Consider the following 16,287-nt stretch of genomic DNA (forward strand, 5'->3'; position numbering starts at 1 on the left):
CTGCCTTGTAAACTGCTTTAAAACAAGCGTTGTTCTATTTTTATGGTATCGCCTGCCGCAATCTGGCTATTTAAGCTGCCTTTTTGTTGCTGCTGTTTAGTTTGTTCTTTAAAAATATAAATTTTATCGATAGATGCGCGCTCGGTTAACCCGCCAGCAAGGGCTATTGCTTGGTTAACTGTCATGGCCGGTTGGTAAGGGTAGGCACCCGGGTGTTCCACCTCGCCATGTATATAAAAAGGCCTATATTCTATAACTTGTACATACACATTGGGGTTTACTAAATAATCGGGTTTTAAACCATCAGTAATAATTTGCTCAACCTCTGAGGTGTTTAAACCTGAAAGTTTAACTTTTCCTAAAAATGGGTAGTTAACCTCACCACTGTTACCTAATAAAGCGGTAACCTCTAAATCTGGTTGACCAAACACTTTAATTTCAACCTTATCACCCGCACCTAACACATAATTTTGTGCAGATTGAGCAAAACAAATGCTGCTAAATAAAAGCAGCATTAAACTAAAAATAAACTTCATTAATTAGCCTTTAACGCAAAAGTAAAGTTAACACCGACAATTACACGGTCAAACTCTATAGCATTTACTGTAGAGTTTTTATCCATAAAATCTACATACGTAGAAACCATGCCAAAATTGCTAGCTACATAATTTAAACCTAAACGGAGGTTTTTAGTTTTATCTTTACGGCCAACGTCACCAGTGTATTGCTCGTCAATATAATTAACACTTGCAAGTGAGCTTAAATAATCGCTCCAACTATGGGTCCAATTTACACCGTAAACACTTTCTTTAATGTAATCGCCTTGCACTAATGGGTCTTTTGCTGCGCGACTGGTCATAAACTGCACGGTAGAGTAAGTAAGTGGTTGCCAGTTAATAGCTGCCTCCCAACTTAAACCACTAAAATTTTCACGCTCACTCGAGTCAAAGTCTTTATTTTGATAACCCACTTTAAACGAGCCAGAAGTAACCGCTGTAGCCTCCCACTCCATACCTGCAAGTACTTTTATATCGTCGCTGTCACGCGATATACCACTACTCGCTAACACATCGTATCGGTAGTTTTCTTGTTTAATTTCTAAAAAGGTGCGTGTTGCGGCTTGGGTATTATAATAACCAGTAACAGCTAATAGTGACTTATCGTAGTCACGGTACTGCGATACTTCTCTAAAACTTTGATATTTTTTACTAAAAAAACCAGCACTTAAAGCAACTTGTGCTTTTGAACTTTGCGCACCATATTCGTAGCGCGCTAAAACATTTTGTTGTTGATATTTTACAAGTTCATTAATAACATCGCCTAAGCCTTCGGTTAAACCACTACCACGAGGTTCATATAACCAATCAGCATCGCCGTTAATATCTAACCTATGCTGACTGGTAAACTCTTTATGTACCCCCGCGCCTATATTAACTTGGGTAAAGTTATCGGCAGTATCTTTATTGTGTAGCGAGCTACTAGTGCCTAAGTCTAAGTTATAGATATCTGGGCCATCTTCAATAACCGCTTTAACATTTGGGGTTATAGTCCAAATTAATCGAGACTCTTCATCGTTCGGGGTGCTAAAAAAGTTACTATTACTACTAATACCAGTTTGTAACGTTGGGGTAATTTCAGCCCCATCTTTAGTCATAACGCTACCCGGCTTTAAATTAGCAGTCGCAGGTGCTGCGATCATGGCACTCAATAAAGCGCTAAGCGGTACAAGTTTTTTAGTATGCATTTGCATTTTTAAATCCCTTAAAAATTGTCATAAAAATAATTTTTATATCAAACCACAGCGACCAATGTTTAATATAATGTAAGTCAAACTCTACACGTTTTTCCATTTTATCTAAGGTATCGGTTTCGCCGCGCCAGCCGTTAATTTGTGCCCACCCGGTAATACCTGGTTTAGCTTTATGGCGCAGCATATAAAACTCAACCTTTTTACGATATTCCTCATTATGGGCAACAGCGTGTGGTCTAGGCCCAACAATCGACATATCGCCTTTTAAAACATTTATAAATTGCGGTAATTCATCAAGGCTAGTGCGGCGTAAAAAACCACCTAGTGGAGTAATGCGGGCGTCATTTTTTTTAGCTTGTGTTACTACATTGCTATTTTCAGTAACGCTCATTGAGCGAAACTTCCATACCTTAATTTTGCGCCCATCAAGGCCATACCTGTCTTGTTTGAAAATAACAGGCCCTTTAGATGTAAATTTAACAGCAAATGCAATGGCAATTAAAATAGGCGAGATCAACAGTAAAATGATACTAGCAACAATTATATCTTCCGTTCGTTTAATAAATTCTCGCGCACCAATAAAGGGGGATTCAAACACGCTTAGCGTATCAACATCTCCAACATGTTCTATACGTGCATGTATTAGGTTAGACATTAAAAAGTCAGGAATAATATGTACATCAACTGTGGTGTCACCTAACTGCAGCAATATATCCGCTATGCGTTTATCTGCTTTCATAGGTAGGGCTATATATAAAACACTTATATGGCCACTTCGCGCAGCATCAACTGCATCTTGAATTTTACCTGCAACATCATGCTTTATTGAATTTTCAAATAAGCGCTCTGGCTGACGATCATCATAAAAGCCTAAAAACTTAAAGCCCAACTCATCATTTTTTGATATTTCGTCATATAAGTACACTGCGGACTCAGTAGCACCAACAATCGCCACATTACGCAAATTTAGTCCTAACTTGCGCCTCTGCTTTTTATACAACTGAACAATAAAACGCCAAGTATACAAGTATATGATACTAAGTAAAAACCATAAGCCTATACCTATACGCGAAAGGTTTTCAGAAAATTTAAATACAAACGAAACAAACACTAGGAATGCAAAGGCTGTTAACAAGCTAGCCCAAGCACACAACACCATGGTTCTAAACTTGCCTGCACGCCACGACCGGTAGGTCGAAAAAAGTTCAGCACTGTATAAATAGCTTAATGCAATTCCAAGCACTGCAACCATATAATAAGGATTATGCTCGAATGCGTAAAAAAGCGCAGAAGATTGAAACGCTAAGAATATTGCAAAAATATCAAACAAACGATAAAAGTTAGCATCTGAAGAGCTCGTAGGCTTAAACGTCCTTGAGGAGTTCATACTGAGTTGTCCATATCAAAGTTAATTAAAAAACATCCATAAGTTTAAATTTTACCTTACCTAATAAACCAATTCAATATAATAAAATCCGTAGTTGAATTTTAGCCCATAGCGCGGTTTACATATAAAAAAGAAACATAGATAAACAACAATAAACATATTTAAGCAAGTTTACTGTTGCTTAAATTAAGCTTTTTTATATGTACCATTAAATAGTAACGAAAATGTTTTGCTGGGTTTAACCAAATATCTATGCACTGAATAGGAGGCTAACAATACTAATGAAACAAGTAGAAAATATTCTAAATAGATATTGATAGTCGTTTTTGAAAAAACAAATATATATATCAATACTACAAGTGGTTGATGCAAGAGGTATATAGTATAGCTTGAAAGAGATATTTCTTTTATTACTTTACCTTCCTTTATCCCGCAATTATAGAAAATCGATATCATTGCAAGAGCCAGAGTACCATGAGAAAGCCTTTCCAACGCTTTTTGAAGTAAGGGAGAAACAACACCATAGTTGGTAATGAACAGGATAGAAAAATACAATAGTAAGGAGATGAAAAATACCTTTACATTTAATATACTTAAGAAGCTTTTTTTCCAAGTGCAGCAGGCGCAACCAAGAAGAAAGTATGGGAAGTAGCCAAGCAATGAATGAAAAGATATAAAAAAATATTGGGAAGAAATCGTGTACTTTGAAACACCCAGTAATAATATAGATAAAACGGGTGCCATTACAACAAACAATATAATAAGACTTAAACTTCCTATATCCCTCAACTTATCTATATGTTTACAGAAGGGCTTTAGTACTATGAAATAAACTATAAGATTTCCCAGAAACCATAAGTGACCTAACCATTGACCATGTAAATAATAATTTATCTCACCCCAGTCGAATACAAAATTATAGCTATATATATTCATTACATAGTTAATTGTAAAGCCACAAAATAGTAAAGGTACGATTGCTCTAGCAACTCTCTCAGTTAAAAAATTTTTCCTGTTTTTCTTATATATATACATGAAGAAAAAACCCGCAATCACATAAAAAGCTTCCATCCTAAAATCATGTATGAACATCGTTATAGTTGAAAAAAATTCTGATGTGTACGATGAGCTTACACGCCAGCTTTGTTCAATTTCATAAATAAGTGCTGTATGATAGAAAACCCCAAGTACCATAAATATAGCTCTGCAGAAGTCTAGCCCATGTAATCGTTCAGAGTTATTCATAGTTTTACTTCCATGTATAATTCGTTTAATTCTTTAGCCATCCTATTAACGGTATATTTTTCTACAAACTTATTCCTTGCAATACAGCCCAACTTTTGAATTGTATTATTATCGAAATTATTAAAGGCTTCTAAGAGTTGGATTAATTCTTGTTCATTTGAGAACTCTCGCCCACGAGTTATTTTTGTGAGATGCTTTAACCCTCCAGCACCAGACGTAAAAATAGTCCTAGATGCAGACATTGCCTCTAAAGCCACTAAACCAAAACCTTCCCAACGTGAAGGTATAATAACAGCGGATGACATTAAATAGGCTTGTTTTAACTCTTCACCAGATAGCCAGCCTAAAAAAGAAACATTTGGATATTCCATTTTACTTATTGTATTACCGTGCACTGCGTCGCCAACAACAATAAGCTCATAGTTAGCATCTACTTTTTTAAAGGCATTTAGTAAAATATCAATTCCCTTTTGATGATCAAAACGCCCTACAAAAAGTAACTTTTTACCCTCAGGTTTTACATATTCATCACTGAAATGATCAGTAATAGCATTTTCAATCAAAACTGTTTTGTTCGGTGGAGTTACTTTTATCGAAAAGTCATAGTGTGATATACACACAACTTTATGACATAAAAATGAAAGCAAATATTCGGTAACTTGATAAAACTTTTTTGTTAGGTTTTTTTTATCCATACTATAAGCCCAACCGTGTGAGCAATAGATTATCGGTACCCTACGAGTAAAAACTTTTGCTAATCGACATACTAGCCCAGAAAAAGTACCATGAAGATGGACAATATCTACATTCAGCTTTTTTACTAAGTGCAGATACATTCGTGCTAACTTAAATAGTCCTAAAATACTTCTAGAGCCGTGATCATAATAATATACGTGACTTTTCTCTAACCAAGATACGTCTTCTTTCACTAATAAAAATGATTCGACATCTCTGTCTTTTAAAGATAATACAAGGCTTTTTAAATATGTTTCTACACCGCCTTTTAATGCCTCAGCCACATGCAAGACTTTCATGCTAATTCCCTATTACATTTGTTTTTATTACATATTGATTTATACAGAAATGCTAAAACTAGCGGAACAATGAACCGGCCATCTATCGGTAGGTAAAAAGTAACTGACATCAGCATAAATAAGAACATAACCAAAAAATAAAAATCGCATTCACTTAGGTTGTTGAGATACCATTTAACTACTTTTAATAAGTAAAATAAAAAAATCACTCCAAAGTATATTAACCAATCAAAAATAAAGCTTTTAGTTGAAACCCCTTTAACTGCACCAAAATATAAATAAGTTGACACTTCTTTATAATTGAATACATTTGGCATGATTTCTTCAATGCTTTGTATTACTTCTTTACCGTTTTCATATATCGAAGGTAAATAACCAAAAAAACCTACGCCCAGGGGATGATCGAATAAAGAAAATATTGAAACTAAAATCATCGTAGAACGAGTAGCTGAACTATTATATTTCTCTATATCTGATGAAAATGCAGGTAATAAAATTTCTAAATAAAGTATAGGACTTAAGGCTAAAAATGTAAAAAGTAGCATAGATTTCGTAGTTTTTACGGTTTTTTTATGAAGCAAGACCGCAATTAAGAAAGATATAGAAAATGTTATTAACCCTCCTTTAGATGTTGTTACATATATAGCTACACATATTAATAAAAAAGACATTATTCGACTAAGTTTATAATAACGTGCTAAGAATATAGCGGCAATACCTACTTGAAAACCAAATGTACTAGCTTCTAGGGTCAACCCTCTCATTCGATGCGGGGAATGTGCAAAACTTCCTTGAAAAAAAGAAGAAGCATTAAAGACACTTGGAAAGAAGATATTTAAAATATAAATAATAAATATACTCATAGAAAAAATTAATAAAGCTTTTTCTAGAGCTCTCTCTTCAAATGAGCAAAAGAAAATAAAAAATATAAGGGATGGTAGTGCTAACAAAGCAAAGCGTAAGCCGCGATCTAATAAAAAACCAATGCGAAAATTGTCATAATAATTAAAGATTAGCATTAATAATGAATATAAAAAGAGAGCGACATATAGGAAAACAATATGCTTTTCAAGCATACCTATTCTCTTTTGGCTAAAAATTAAAAAGCCTGTAACAACTGGCAAAAGAACCATAGCTAAAGAAGCAGTAAACACACCTGCATATTTAGACAATGAAGTATTTTCAAAAATGAGAAAAACACTAACCAAATATAATAACTTGATATGCATTTATTTTGTTAACCTTTTAATTTTAGTTAATAACTTCATAGGTAAATGCAAATAAAGCTTCATCAGAAAACAAAAAATATAATGCTTATCTATAATAATAAAATATGGGAAACGTTTCGCTCTAGCAAAATTTACAAAAACTCCAAATACATCATCATCACATACTTTAGCCTTGTACGCCCTGACCAAAGAATGACACACACAAGTTAATACAAAGTAATTCAGATAAACATTTAAGCGAGTAGGTACTTTTATCTCTTTTATTAAGTTGAAGGTTTCTATTTGATTCAACATTCTTTTATCAAAACTTTGGTTAATCACACCATCTTCGTTATCTATATAGTGATAAAAAACTTTTTCAGATACAGTTACTCTAAGTGACTTATTTATCGAGCTCAGTATAAAATATACATCTTCGCTGTATTTTAGTTCTTCACAATACTTTAAGTTATTTGTATTTAAGAATTCTTTTTTATAAACCATCGCGCAGTTGTGAAAGCGAACCTTTTTAGAAAAAACTTCTTTAAGTGCAAGTTCAGATGAAGATGAAAAGCTATGATTTATTTTCTTAGTTATTTTTTTATTATTTATATAAAAATGTGAAAATATAAAAACATCAGAAATGTTACTTATAACTTCCTCATATATTAAATCCAGAGTGTTCTCTACTATTAAATCATCACTATCAATAAATATTACATAGTCACCTTCAGCCTTATCTAAGCCATAATTCCTGGCACTAGAAACACCACCATTTCGTTTCTTGTATAAAAAAAAGTTTTCACCTAGACTACCCTTATAGTCACTATCTGAACCATCATCTATAATAATAACTTCGAAGTTGACCCTAGGATGAAGCTTTAAGTTTTTAAAACAAGCCACCAACCGTGTTAGCTTATCAAAACCATTGTAGCAAGGTACGATAAAACTGAGCTTAAATTGTTCCATCTAAAAGTTTGCTCCATTTATTATTTACTAAAGCCTTATCAGTTTCACTTGCTAAGTCTAAAGCATTTTGCGAATACAATTGATAAGAACTATCTGAGCTAGTTACCTCTAACACTTTGTCTGCGAATATAGATTTATTACCTTTAGGGACTAAAAAGCCGTTAATATTATCTTTTACGATATACGAGGCAGCGTCAAAAGTATCATAGAGTACTATTGGTAAACCTTGACTTCTTGCTTCAATCAAAGTTTGCCCGAAGCCTTCATAATTTGAAGTCATAAGAAAAACAGAATAGCTTTTTAGTATCTGTTTAATGTCTTTAGCAGCACCACAAAAATTCACTCGTTCATTACCTCTCACCAAATTTTTGATGAAGTTAATTTCCTGCTCTTCACCCTCCCCATAAATATCAAGAGTATAAGAGTTAGGTAATTTATTCAGAATATTAACCATATCAGAGAGGTTTTTTTGCTTTTCATCAAGCCTTGTTATTGTTACTAGGCGGTGGTTTAAATTTGATCTCTCATTAGACTTTTCGATTCGACACCCTCTTGGAATAACATAAATTTTACTGCCTAATCCTGGGTAAATCTCACTTAATTTTAATTTGTCTTTTTCCGTGTAAACTGTAAAGGCATCAATATATTTCGAGTAAGTTATGACAGATATTTTACCTAATAGTGTCAAAAAAATATCAAACCTATTTGTTTGAACCACTATGACTTTATTTTTCTTTAAAATTTTAACCGGTATAGATAATAAATCAGACATATGAAAAACATATATAATATCACCTTCTGGGTCTATCTTTAATAAACTTTTAAATAGGTTCATACGTGTTAAAATTTTACCTATTATTCCTTTACCAATCCCATATTGTAAAAAATCTGCTTTAGCGCTAACTTCATATATTTCTCTTGATGAGTCCCATTTGTAAAGCTCTAAAAAAGCCCATCCTTTATTAAGTGCTAAGCCTTGTAAATTTCTTATCAATGACTCAACACCTCCTGGGCAAGATGACTTAAAAGAATTCATAGTAATTATACGTGACATGGTTTATTCTCTAATTTATTCTTTTTGTAGAATTGCTTACCCTCTTTTAACAATAATAAGAGGCATATAACACTGACAATGAAAAATGATATTGTTACTAAATATAAACCAGCCTTAATACTCTCGTTTATATAACCTATGTAAAAGGAAAGTGAAATTAATATAAATGTAATTGTATTGACGAGTGCGTTCTTACCTGACACTTCTATTGCATAAAAAAATCCGCCACTTAAGCTAAAGAAACATTGAAATGCAATAGAATATGACAAAATTTTAACTATGAAATCTATTTCCTCCCATCCAGCACCTAGAATTATATTAATTATATAATTTGAATATAAGTTAAAAATTAGTGTCAATGATAAGCCAGCTAATATACATAAGAGCCATGTAGCAATAATAATCTTTCTAAACAATGTGTAGCAGTCAACAGTTCTCATAATAGGTTGAAGAGCTGGTTGTAACGAAAAAGATAGTAGCATTACAGGGTATTTAACCAGCTGATAGGCCCTATCGTATAAGCCTAGCATAACGATCCCGAAAAGCTTACCTACTAAAAAATTATCCCCTTGTCTAACTAAAAAAGAGGCCAAATTGCTCAGTACTACACCCTTGTTAAAACTTTCAATTTTTCCAATACTGAAACTTAATTTGAATATCAAATCTCTTCTATCACACTGTTTTTTAAAATAAAAAGTTATAAGTAATGCACGAGTAATTGAAAATATGAGTACTTTTAATACCAAAACTTCATATGATGCTCCATATATCGAAATTACAAGCATTACAGCCACTAGAGCGATTAACTCTGCAGCGGTTTCAGATACGGCTACCAGTTTAAATTGAAAGCGCTTATTTAAGTCACCTAAACAAATAGACGTTACACCGAACAAAAATACAATTATCGGAATAGCAATATAAATGAACAAAGTAAGTTCTATATCGAAGATAATGGTTAATAAGTACAGAAAGAGAGGGGTACTTATTGAAAAGAATGCTGATACCTTAAGTGAAAACTCATACAAAAGCTGATAGCAGCTATCTTTTTTATTTATAATGCTCTGAGTCACACCGAATTCTGCAAGCATCATTAATAGAAAGCAAACTCCATTGATTAGCGCAAATACCCCAAAAGCTTCTACAGAAACTAAGCGTGATAGAACTAATAAACTTAGCATTTGCACCAAGAATACTGACAATCTGGAAATGACACTTGAAAAAAGCTTATTTATTATATTTTTCATGAAAACCATTAAAAAAAGGTAAGCAATTATTTGCTTACCAAACAAATATATACAGAATGTAAAAAAATTATTTAAGTAACTTTTGGGCTGCTTTTTTAAACTCTTCGCCCATATAGCTACACTGCATTGCATATTCTACATTTGCGAGCATATAACCTAGTTTAGATCCACAGTCGTGAGATTTACCTTTTAGGTGGTAAGCCTCGAGTGTTTCTAGGTGGCGTAGTTGTAATAATGCATCGGTAAGCTGTATTTCACCGCCTGCACCTGGTGGGGTGTATTCTAATAAATCCCAGATAGTAGGCGATACAACATAACGACCAGTTATGGCTAAATTGCTTGGTGCTTCATCGTTATTTGGTTTTTCGACCATGTTTTTAATGGTAGCGTTTTCGCCAGCGCTAATCTTTTTACCCGCTAAATCGGCCACACCGTATTGATGTACTAATTCTTGCGGTACGGGCTCTACCATTACTTGGTTGTGGCCTGTTTTATCAAAGCGCTCGATCATTTGGCTTAGGTTGTCGGCTTTTGGATTTGACTTGTATTTATCGATTATTACGTCGGGGAGCATTACAGCAAACGGATTATTACCTACTATAGGGCGCGCAGCAAGTACCGCGTGGCCTAAACCCAGTGGTGCTGATTGGCGAACAGAAATAACAGTAACGTCTTTTGGTACTATTGAGCGTACTTCTTCTAAGAGGCTGCGCTTAACGCGTGCCTCTAAGGTGGCTTCTAGCTCAAAGCTGGTATCAAAGTGATTTTCTATTGAATTTTTAGAGGCATGAGTAACAAGTACTATTTCTTTAATGCCCGCCGCTACTGCTTCGTTAACTACATATTGAATAAGTGGCTTGTCTACCAAGGGTAGCATTTCTTTAGGAATGGCTTTTGTGGCCGGTAGCATACGTGTACCTAGGCCAGCAACAGGTAATACTGCTTTTAAAACTTTCACTTTAAGTCCTTTTTGATTATTTTGTAAAACACGCAAAAAGGAACAAGCAAAAGCCTAATTCCATTTAGCGTACCTCACCTACCGTGTGAGGCTATTATTATACACACCACAACAATGTACTCAATAAAAAAAGCGTCCTTTAATATTGTTTTTTTGTTAAGTTTATGTTGCACCAAGTTAGCCTGCAGCGCACTATTTTAGTGCCCCTCATGCTTTTATATGATCTACCTTTTTAATGCTAACAATACTATACTAGGCTTGTTTTATTATTAGGGAATACTTACTTAAAGGAACGTGTGTGCGTTTAGGGCTTTGTATAGTATTAGTGATTTCGTTTTTTGTATGCGCGCAAGACATGCTTATGTATTTACGCAACAGCGATATAATTGCCCGTGCGCAAAAACAATATGGTAGCGAAGGCCATGCACGTATAAAAAACTGGTTAAGTTTTATAGATGAGTCTGCTGATAAAAGTGAATGGCAAAAAATTCATTTAGTTAATAATTTTTTTAATAAGCATATTAAATATAAAACCGACGAAGATCTGTGGCAGCAAAAAGATTATTGGGCTACCCCGCTCGAGAGTTTAGGCATTGGCATGGGTGACTGCGAAGACTACGTAATTGCCAAGTATTTTACTTTAATGGCTTTGGGCGTTCCTGAGGATAAAATACGGTTAATGTATGTTAGGCAAAAAACAGTTAATCAGCCCCACATGGTACTTATATACATTGAAAACCCAAACCAAGCTCCTTATGTTTTAGGTAATTTTAATACTAAGCTACTGCCTGCTAATAAACGCCGCGATTTAACCCCTATTTATAGTTTTAACGGCCAAGGTTTGTGGTTAGCTAAATCGAAAGGCCTAGGTAATAAAGTAAAAAATAGCCGTGGTGTGTCTGCTTGGAACACGATGCTAGAGCGAATTGAACAAGGTGAGCTTGCTCCCATATAGAATAACGTTAAAGGAACTATTAGTTATGTCGTCTTTTTTTAAAAATGGCTTGAGCTTAAAAACCCAAGTTTATGGACTGATTATTGTTATTTCGGTTATTTCGTTTTTTGTACGAATAATTACCGACGTAGACACCACACGCCAGTATTTACAAACGCAAATGGCTAGCCACGCCCAAGACACCGCCACGAGTTTAGGGCTTTCTATTTCGCCTTACCTTGAAGACGACAGCATAATGATTGCGCAAACAATGGCAACGGCTATTTTTGACTCGGGTTATTATAAGCAAATAAAATTTACTGACGCTGAAAACCAGGTGGTTTTTGACCTTATAAACCCTAAACGTGTTGAGTCGGTACCTAATTGGTTTATAAGCACCGTTAAACTTAATGCCCCAACTATGCAATCTGAGTTAAATAATGGTTGGATAATGGCCGGCACACTTGAAGTAACAAGCCACGTTGGGCAATCGTACTTAACGCTTTGGGAGCATACCAAGCGTAGCTTATATGGATCGTTTTTATTATTAGTAGCGTCGCTGGCAGTGGCGTTTTTAATACTGCGAGCAGTGTTTAGACCATTAAAAGCAGTAGAAAACCAAGCACATTTAGTGACCCGTAAACGGTTTACCTTAAACAACGAAATACCGGTTGCCCGCGAACTGCGCACTGTTACTAAAGCCATCAACAATATGGTTATGAACCTGCAAAGTACGTTTGATTCGCTCACTAAGCAAACACAAGCCCTTACAGAGGAAGTTTACATAGACCCTTTAACCGGTTTGGGTAATCGTAAGTCGTTTGATAACCATTTTAATTCGGTAGTCGACTCTATTAGTGATGAGGCGCCCATTACGGCCATGATGATTACCCTACCTTCGCTTGCAAACATTAATAAAGCAGTAAGCTACCAAGATGGCGATGAACATGTAAACGAAGTGGCAAATATACTTAAAACTATTTTTGGTGAGCTGACAAACGCAAAAGTATTTAGATTAAATGGTAGCACCTTTATTGCCCTTGCTCCTTACGATAGTGAGTTTTTAAATAGAACACGCCTAGAAATTACCGATGCATTTAGCCAACATAAAAATAGCTTACATGTAAATGGCTTTGCTAACTTTGCGTTAGTAAGTGTTGATAAGGGCATGCCTGTTGGTAACGTGCTATCGGCTTTAGATACAGGCTGTACAATTGGCGATACAAACACCAAGGTAGATAAAAACACTTTATTTAGCGTTAATCAGTGGCGCTCGCTTATTCAGTCTATTTTGGCCTCTGGTGAGGTGAGTTTTTCGGTGCAACCTGTAAAACGTGCTAGCTCGCAAAACAAACAATGTTATTTTGAGGTGTTTGCTCATTTTATTTTTGAAGGTGAAAAAGTTAATAACGGGCATTTATTTGCTATGGCCGAAAAACTCAACTTAACTGAAGAGCTAGATAAAAAAATAATACGTAATTTTGTAAATGTTAAAGAACAACACCCAAACGACGTATTTGCGCTTAACTTAAGTAAGGCCTCTTTATATTCTACTGATTTTATTGAATGGTTAACGCTTTATTCGCATACCAAACCTGTTATAAAAACCAACCTGTTATTTGAATTGCACGAAATTAGTTTACTTTATAATGTTCATATTGCCTCGCAACATATAGATATAATTAAAGATATAGGCATAAATGTATGTATTGAGCATTTTGGTACTAGCCTTACCTCGTTTAGATACTTACAAGGGCTAGATATTGAGTATGTAAAAATAGACGGAAGCTACATACAAGACTTACTAGATAACAACCAAAGCAAATTTTTTATTCAAACAGTTAATAATATTTGCCACGGTTTTGGCATTAAAGTTTTAGCGTGTTTAATAGAAAAACCTGAAACGTTAAAGGTACTTGAAAGCTTAGGGTGTGATGGCGTACAAGGTAATTTAATTATGCCGCCTTCTAAAGTTATTAAAACTAATAATAGTGGTGCAAATAAAGAGTTTACTTTTTGTGCCGATACGCTAAAATTTTGTAATTAGATATTCAACCAAGGGATCAGAGATGAAATCACTTATTTTAGCTAGTTTAGTTGCTAGCGCATCAGCACTTACAGTTTTACCTGCTTATGCACAAACGGACACAGATGCGGTAGTTCAAACTGAAGGCATGGCAAATTTAGTTAACGTTTTAAATAATGCCACTCCAGAAACTGCGCCAGATCAATTAAAAGCTGACTTAGTTTCTGCCATCAACGGTGTATGTACCGACTGTACGCCTACACAAGTTGACTCTATGATGACCGTAGTTGTAGATGCAATAGGCGCAGACAGCGCTTTTATTTCTGACTTTTTAGCTGCACTTGTTGCTGCAGGCGTGGATAGCGATGCTGTTACTCTGGCGGCAATTACTGCTGGGGTTGATGCAACTGTAGCATCAGAAGCAACAGCTGCGGGTCCTACTGAGCCTACAGCCCCTACTGGCCCTGTTATTGTTACCCTACCTACAACAACTGTACCGCAAGGTGCTGGCGGTACTGGTGGTGATGCGGGTATTTCTGAAGTTGGCAACTAAATAATTATTAGTTTTATAATACAAACGCAGCCTAATGGCTGCGTTTTTACTTTAAACACTTTGTTTAAATACGTTGTTTAATTTTTAGCTTGATTTTGAGAAAGCTGTGAATCGTTTTATATTTTTTTTGCTGTGTGCAATTGTTTTTTTGCTGCCTCTACCTTTAGGTAGCTACCGCCCTTGGGCTATTATGGCTATGGGTATTTTAATTTGTATTACCTTTTTAATGCATTTAGTAAATAGCGCTGTTAATAATCAAAAAACTTACCCCCCGCGTTATTCATATCCGGTTTTTATAACTTTGCTATTGGTGTGCGCTACCTGTATTTTACAATTTTACACCGTAAGCTTAGACCCCTTTCAAACAAAGCAAATGCTGTTAAAAACAAGCTTTATGCTACTTTTTTGCTGGCTTGTTTTTATTTATTGCGACAATAGTGAGCGAATAAAAAAACTTATTTATACCATTATTGCTGCAGGGGTTTTTCAGGCTTTGTATGCCACGTACCTAAATCTCTCGCCAGATATGCTCAGCCCTATTTTTGGGTATAAACATACGCAGCGCGCTATAGGCACATTTACTTACTCTAATTTTTTAGCTAATTATTTAGCGCTGTGTTTATGTTTAGGCATAGGTGTATTAGTTAGTGAACTTAAGCGAGGCAGCCATGCAAATGACCTTACATTTAAACAAACATTGCGCGCCTGGACAGAAATACTACTAAGCTCAAAAATAATTTTGCGTATATCGTTAATTATTATAATTATTGCGCTAATTTTAACGCGTAGCCGCATGGGTAATTCTGCCTTTTTTATTGCATTAATGGTTGTTAGTTTATTAGCTTTGTTTGTTTATAATAAAAAGCCTAAGGCATTTAAATTACTTATTGTTAGTTTTTTTATAATTGATTTGATCATTATTGGTGCAATATTTGATGTTGAAAAAGTAAAGCAACGTATTAGCGAAACCAGTATTCAGTCAGAAACACGTGATGAAGTTGTTCGTGATTCAATCCCGTTAATACTCGATAAGCCTTTATTAGGCTCTGGTGGTGGTACGTTTTATACTGCTTTCCCTGCGTATCAGTCAGAGCCGTATTCGGGCTATTACGATAATGCCCATAACGATTACATTCAATTTGCTGTAGAGCTAGGTATTCCTGTAACGTCAGCTTTAGGGGCGCTTATATTGTATTGCCTATGGTTGTGCGTTCAAACTATGCGTAAACGTAAAACCGCGTTGTTTCAGGGTGTGGCTTTTGGCTGTGCTATCGCTATTGTAGATATGCTGTTGCATTCGTCGGTAGATTATTCGCTCCAAGCGGGCGCTAATTCCATGCTGTTTATGACTATTTTATGCTTGGCGATTTTAAGTAATAAAATAGTTGTTAAACGAGGGCGTGATTTTAAATAGCTATTTTTAAAAATATTTGCACAAAGAGGTTTAGAGACGCTGCGCTTTAGAGTCGTAATAAACAAAGTCCAAAATGTGTGGATCGGTTTTGTCTTCTCATTTACTCCTCATTCACTTCTCTTTGTGCAATTAGATTTAGTTTATTTTCACAAAGAGGTTAAGAGACGCTCCGCTTTTAGAGTAGTGATAAAACAAAGTAAAATATTTTCATCGGTTTCGTATTTTCATTTACTCCTCATTTTCTTCTCTTTGTGCAATTAGGTTTAGTTAATTTTCACAAAGAGGTTCTGAGACGCTCCGCTTTTGAGTAGTGATAAATAAGATGTCTGCATTGGTTGAATTTTCTCATTTACTCCTCATTCGCTTCTCTTTGTGCAATTGATCTTTTACAAGAAGCTGCGCTTTTAACGTGAGCAAGCTCTACGTCTACGAATAAATACATAATTTCACCCCGTAGATGACTAATTTGCTGGCTTTGAAAGCTAAACTTTAATCCTTAAAAACAAATACT

14 protein-coding genes are annotated in these 16,287 nt (G+C 35.0%); 4 read left to right on the forward strand and 10 right to left on the reverse strand.

What is annotated here, in order from left to right:
- Positions 1-17: 17 nt before the first annotated feature.
- The 10 genes from AN393_RS08675 to galU form a co-directional block, all read right to left on the reverse strand.
- Positions 18-536: a polysaccharide biosynthesis/export family protein gene (locus tag AN393_RS08675; RefSeq protein WP_055017853.1), complete on the reverse strand. Its 519-nt coding sequence runs from the start codon at positions 534-536 to the stop codon at positions 18-20.
- Positions 536-1,750 (reverse strand): outer membrane beta-barrel protein, encoded by a 1,215-nt coding sequence (locus AN393_RS08680; RefSeq protein ID WP_055017854.1) that lies wholly within the window; start codon positions 1,748-1,750, stop codon positions 536-538. The genes AN393_RS08675 and AN393_RS08680 overlap by 1 nt, the downstream gene beginning before the upstream one ends.
- Positions 1,734-3,137 (reverse strand): undecaprenyl-phosphate glucose phosphotransferase, encoded by a 1,404-nt coding sequence (locus AN393_RS08685; protein WP_055017855.1) that lies wholly within the window; start codon positions 3,135-3,137, stop codon positions 1,734-1,736. The genes AN393_RS08680 and AN393_RS08685 overlap by 17 nt, the downstream gene beginning before the upstream one ends.
- 186 nt (positions 3,138-3,323) lie before the next feature.
- Entirely contained in the window at positions 3,324-4,382 is a 1,059-nt protein-coding gene (locus AN393_RS08690) for an acyltransferase family protein (protein WP_055017856.1), read from the reverse strand.
- The gene (locus AN393_RS08695) at positions 4,379-5,416 is read right to left on the reverse strand and encodes a glycosyltransferase family 4 protein (protein ID WP_055017857.1); all 1,038 of its coding nucleotides are present in this window, start codon (positions 5,414-5,416) and stop codon (positions 4,379-4,381) included. The genes AN393_RS08690 and AN393_RS08695 overlap by 4 nt, the downstream gene beginning before the upstream one ends.
- On the reverse strand, positions 5,413-6,645 hold the full coding sequence (locus AN393_RS08700) for a hypothetical protein (protein ID WP_055017858.1): 1,233 nt from the start codon (positions 6,643-6,645) through the stop codon (positions 5,413-5,415). Before AN393_RS08700 ends, AN393_RS08695 begins: the two co-directional genes overlap by 4 nt.
- Positions 6,646-7,593, reverse strand: coding sequence for a glycosyltransferase family 2 protein (locus tag AN393_RS08705; RefSeq protein ID WP_055017859.1), 948 nt, complete (start codon positions 7,591-7,593; stop codon positions 6,646-6,648).
- The gene (locus AN393_RS08710) at positions 7,580-8,647 is read right to left on the reverse strand and encodes a glycosyltransferase (RefSeq protein ID WP_055017860.1); all 1,068 of its coding nucleotides are present in this window, start codon (positions 8,645-8,647) and stop codon (positions 7,580-7,582) included. Before AN393_RS08710 ends, AN393_RS08705 begins: the two co-directional genes overlap by 14 nt.
- Positions 8,635-9,891 carry an oligosaccharide flippase family protein gene (locus tag AN393_RS08715; protein ID WP_161804165.1) on the reverse strand — a complete coding sequence of 419 codons (1,257 nt, stop codon included), beginning with the start codon at positions 9,889-9,891 and terminating at the stop codon, positions 8,635-8,637. The genes AN393_RS08710 and AN393_RS08715 overlap by 13 nt, the downstream gene beginning before the upstream one ends.
- Positions 9,892-9,958: 67 nt before the next feature.
- On the reverse strand, positions 9,959-10,849 hold the full coding sequence (gene galU / locus AN393_RS08720; RefSeq protein ID WP_055017862.1) for a UTP--glucose-1-phosphate uridylyltransferase GalU: 891 nt from the start codon (positions 10,847-10,849) through the stop codon (positions 9,959-9,961).
- Positions 10,850-11,147: 298 nt separating this feature from the next.
- Between galU and AN393_RS08725 the strand changes: the two genes are divergently transcribed.
- The 4 genes from AN393_RS08725 (at position 11,148) to AN393_RS08740 (ending at position 15,776) form a co-directional block, all read left to right on the forward strand.
- Positions 11,148-11,804, forward strand: a complete 657-nt coding sequence (locus AN393_RS08725; RefSeq protein ID WP_055017863.1) for a transglutaminase-like cysteine peptidase — start codon at positions 11,148-11,150, stop codon at positions 11,802-11,804.
- Positions 11,805-11,829: 25 nt separating this feature from the next.
- Entirely contained in the window at positions 11,830-13,830 is a 2,001-nt protein-coding gene (locus AN393_RS08730) for an EAL domain-containing protein (RefSeq protein WP_055017864.1), read from the forward strand.
- A gap of 22 nt (positions 13,831-13,852) precedes the next feature.
- Entirely contained in the window at positions 13,853-14,362 is a 510-nt protein-coding gene (locus tag AN393_RS08735; protein WP_055017865.1) for a hypothetical protein, read from the forward strand.
- Between the two features lie 106 nt (positions 14,363-14,468).
- Positions 14,469-15,776 carry an O-antigen ligase gene (locus AN393_RS08740; protein WP_055017866.1) on the forward strand — a complete coding sequence of 436 codons (1,308 nt, stop codon included), beginning with the start codon at positions 14,469-14,471 and terminating at the stop codon, positions 15,774-15,776.
- Positions 15,777-16,287: the final 511 nt, after the last annotated feature.

This window comes from Pseudoalteromonas sp. P1-25, assembly GCF_001401805.1.
Taxonomy (GTDB): Bacteria; Pseudomonadota; Gammaproteobacteria; order Enterobacterales; family Alteromonadaceae; genus Pseudoalteromonas.

What these genes read in the sequence shown, in the direction of transcription:
- AN393_RS08675 (WP_055017853.1), bottom strand. Translation starts at nt 536, where the DNA reads ATGAAGTTTATTTTTAGTTTAATGCTGCTTTTATTTAGCAGCATTTGT.
- AN393_RS08680 (WP_055017854.1), bottom strand. Translation starts at nt 1,750, where the DNA reads ATGCAAATGCATACTAAAAAACTTGTACCGCTTAGCGCTTTATTGAGT.
- AN393_RS08685 (WP_055017855.1), bottom strand. Translation starts at nt 3,137, where the DNA reads ATGAACTCCTCAAGGACGTTTAAGCCTACGAGCTCTTCAGATGCTAAC.
- AN393_RS08690 (WP_055017856.1), bottom strand. Translation starts at nt 4,382, where the DNA reads ATGAATAACTCTGAACGATTACATGGGCTAGACTTCTGCAGAGCTATA.
- AN393_RS08695 (WP_055017857.1), bottom strand. Translation starts at nt 5,416, where the DNA reads ATGAAAGTCTTGCATGTGGCTGAGGCATTAAAAGGCGGTGTAGAAACA.
- AN393_RS08700 (WP_055017858.1), bottom strand. Translation starts at nt 6,645, where the DNA reads ATGCATATCAAGTTATTATATTTGGTTAGTGTTTTTCTCATTTTTGAA.
- AN393_RS08705 (WP_055017859.1), bottom strand. Translation starts at nt 7,593, where the DNA reads ATGGAACAATTTAAGCTCAGTTTTATCGTACCTTGCTACAATGGTTTT.
- AN393_RS08710 (WP_055017860.1), bottom strand. Translation starts at nt 8,647, where the DNA reads ATGTCACGTATAATTACTATGAATTCTTTTAAGTCATCTTGCCCAGGA.
- AN393_RS08715 (WP_161804165.1), bottom strand. Translation starts at nt 9,891, where the DNA reads ATGAAAAATATAATAAATAAGCTTTTTTCAAGTGTCATTTCCAGATTG.
- AN393_RS08730 (WP_055017864.1), top strand. Translation starts at nt 11,830, where the DNA reads ATGTCGTCTTTTTTTAAAAATGGCTTGAGCTTAAAAACCCAAGTTTAT.
- AN393_RS08735 (WP_055017865.1), top strand. Translation starts at nt 13,853, where the DNA reads ATGAAATCACTTATTTTAGCTAGTTTAGTTGCTAGCGCATCAGCACTT.